General features: G+C 64.6%; 3 protein-coding genes and 1 pseudogene. All 4 read right to left on the reverse strand.

Features of this window, described 5'->3' with window-relative positions; translation table 11 throughout:
* Positions 1-615 (reverse strand): 2-phospho-L-lactate guanylyltransferase (gene cofC, locus VFJ08_RS11630; protein ID WP_324997378.1); only part of this gene is annotated, 615 nt, incomplete at its 3' end.
* Entirely contained in the window at positions 606-1568 is a 963-nt protein-coding gene (gene cofD / locus VFJ08_RS11635; RefSeq protein ID WP_324997379.1) for a 2-phospho-L-lactate transferase, read from the reverse strand. The genes cofC and cofD, both read right to left, overlap by 10 nt.
* Positions 1565-2833 carry a 5-amino-6-(D-ribitylamino)uracil--L-tyrosine 4-hydroxyphenyl transferase CofH gene (gene cofH / locus VFJ08_RS11640; protein ID WP_324997380.1) on the reverse strand — a complete coding sequence of 423 codons (1269 nt, stop codon included), beginning with the start codon at positions 2831-2833 and terminating at the stop codon, positions 1565-1567. Before cofH ends, cofD begins: the two co-directional genes overlap by 4 nt.
* Positions 2830-3131: pseudogene (locus VFJ08_RS11645) on the reverse strand (7,8-didemethyl-8-hydroxy-5-deazariboflavin synthase subunit CofG); the annotation flags it as partial. The pseudogene VFJ08_RS11645 and the gene cofH, both read right to left, overlap by 4 nt.

The following is a 3131-nucleotide window of genomic DNA, read 5'->3' on the forward strand; positions in this document are numbered from 1 at the left end:
CATCCCCGCGCCGCGCGTCGGTTGGAGATGGATTCGCTGCCCGCGAAGATCGGCCGGCGTATCGATGTCGCGGCTGAGATTTCGCATCCGCAGAAGGCGGCTGGGAATGGCGTGCCGCCGGGCCGACAGCCTATGCCGCCGGCTGGAGCCAAAGCCGAAATCGAAGCGGATCACATTCGGCGGCGATGTCAGCAGGGCATTGGTGCCACCGTCGGTTGCCGCGCAAACGGTGACCGACGGCCCGTCGCCGATCGTGGCCAACAGCGTGGCGATCTCTTGCGCCGAGAGTTCGGCGATATCCGCCGGAATGAGCAACTGCGCATCGAAACCGTGCTCGACGCTCCATTCGGCGGCGAATGCCGCCGCCGCGGACAGCCCGGCTGCCCGGGGTTCTAGAATAACCGTCGCGCCATAAGTCGTTGCGATCGCCGCCATGGCCCGGGACGGTGTGACGACGGACACATGTTCGGCAGGAAATTGATCGACGAAAAAGCCCAGCGTTCGCCGATAAAGATGGCGCGCGAAACGGGCGCGTTCATTTCGGTCGAACACGGGGGTCAGCCGGCGCTTGGATCGCCGGCTGTCCTTGACCGGAATGACGATATTCACCGGCACGAGGCGTGGCCGGGTGTCAGCGCGTGCGCAACGGTCGATTCGGCCAGCCGGCGTTTGTCGTCCGCATCGCGCATCAGAATGTCGTCTTCGATTATGTCGAAGCCCTTGTCGCGCAGCGTCCCGGCCAGCCCGCCGTCCACGCGATCGATCACGAAACCGTCGACCAGATCGCCGTAGAAGTCGGCCAGGCCGATGGGATCGGGCCGATAGCCCTGGGCTTCGAGCATGCGATCCGCGGGCCCCTTGACGGTACGGCCGCCGATCAGCGGCGAGATGGCGAGCTTGACGGCAGAACTCGCTCGCAGTGCGTCTTCGAAACTGGGCACCGCGAGCATCGGGCCGATACTCACCAGTGGGTTGCTCGGCGCCACAAGGATCAGGTCGGCGTCTGCGATCGCCGATAACGCTTCCGGAGTCGGCACTGCATTCTCGGCGCCGGCGAACGCGATGTCGTATACCGTCGGCCGGCAGCGCTCGCGGACGAAGTATTCCTGGAAATCGAGCCAGCCGATCTCGGTCTTGAGCTTTGTTCGGACCGGATCGTCCGTCGGCAATCGAATCGGCGTTTCGACACCGCAATGGCGCGCGAGGATTGCCACGATCTCGGTGAGTCGGTGGCCGGCACGCAGCAGTTTGGAACGGCGGATATGCGTCGCGAAGTCCAGATCGCCGAGCTTCATCCAGGTTTCGGCGCCAAGCAAGGCGAGCCTGTCCAGCGTTCGATACGTCTCACCGGCCAGCCCCCAACCCTGATCGCGGTCGACCAGTCCCGCAAGGCTGTAGATCATGGTGTCGATATCGGGCGAGACATGGAGCCCGTGAAATTCGTGGTCGTCGCCGATATTGCCGATCACGGTCAGCGCGCGGCCATAGCGGGATGCCGCCAGACCTTCGGCCATCTTGGCGCCGCCGACGCCACCGGCGAGCAACGTGATTCGCGGGCCGGCGCTCACCGCGCCGGCTCCGTGAATTGGTCCAGAAACCGAATCGGACTCTGGGTTGTTGTTCGCGAAACTAGCGGCGGCGTATCGGCGGGATCGTGGGTATCGTAAACGGTGAGCGTGTTATATCCCGTGTCGCGTTGTACCGGGATGCGCCCGGCCGCGCGGATGAGTCGAGCCATTTCCCGAGGCGTCATTTCCTGACCGAAGCGCCCGCCGGCCGCACGCGTAATGCTTTCGTTCATGAGCGTGCCGCCCATGTCGTTGGCGCCGGCGTGCAGCAGTTGCTGAGCGCCTTGAGGGCCGAGCTTCGGCCAGGACGCCTGAATATTGTCGATCCAGCCGGCCAGCATGATGCGCGCCACGGCATGCATGCGCAGGTTGTCGTCGCGGGTCGGACCGGGACGCACATCCGATTCGCTGCGATACAGCGGGCTGTCGTAATGGACAAACCCGAGCGGCACGAACTCGGTGAAGCCGCCGGTCTCCTTCTGGATCTCGCGCAGCAACGCGATATGCGCGGCCCAGTGGCGCGGCGCATCGACGTGCCCGTACATGATCGTCGCGGTGCTGCGCAGCCCGACCCGGTGGGCGGCCTTGACGATCGACAGCCATTGCTCGGCGCTCAGCTTGTTGCGGGTCAGACGTTTCCGGACCTCGGTATCCAGGATCTCGGCCGCGGTGCCGGGAATCGTGCCCAGCCCCTGCGCCTTGAGATCCTCGAGAAAGGCTTCCACGGACATGCGGCGCTTCTTGTGCCCGTACCAGATCTCGAACGGCGAGAAGGCATGGATATGAATATCGGGCACTTCCGCCTTGATCGCCCGAACGATGTTCCGATAATGATCGCCCGGTATGTCCGGATGCAGACCGCCCTGGATGCACACTTCGGTCGCGCCCCGGTCTTCGGCTTGTCTGGCGCGCGCGGCCACTTCCTCGAGCGACAACAGCTCGGCGCCATCGTCCTCGCGATGTTTGGCGAAGCCGCAGAAACGACAGCCCATGTAGCAGACGTTCGTGAAATTGATGTTGCGGGTCACCACGAAGCTGACGTTGGGGCCGCTGTGTCGGTGTCTGATGACATCGGCGGTGGCCGTGAGCGCATCGAGGTCGCGGCCCTCGGCGCCGAACAGCGCCAGCCCTTCGGCTTCGCTGATCTCGCGCCCGTCAAGCGCGCGCTCAAGAATCGCGCCGAACTCGGGGCTGGCGTCCGCCAGGTTCGGCGACGCGGGTTGCGCCGAGGGCGGAATATCGAATTGGGGTTCGGGATGGATCATGATGCGGTGCGCGTTCCAGCGTATTGGTTTACGGCCAGACCGCCCTCGCGGCTGAGATCGAATACGCGTTTCGCCAGGCGTGGGGCGAGATAACCCCTGTCGGCGCGGGCATATTCGGGGTATACGGTCAGGCGTTCGGCCAGTTCATATCCGGCGGCAACCGTGGTTCGGGCCAGCGCGTCGATTTCGGGCCAGGCCCGCTCCGGATTGATGAAATCGGAGGTCACCGGGGAAATGCCGCCCCAGTCGTTGATTCCGGCATCGATCAAGGCCCGATGGTCGAGAGTCAGATTGGGCG

The sequence above is a fragment of the Salinisphaera sp. genome, assembly GCF_035690525.1.
GTDB lineage: Bacteria > Pseudomonadota > Gammaproteobacteria > Nevskiales > Salinisphaeraceae > Salinisphaera.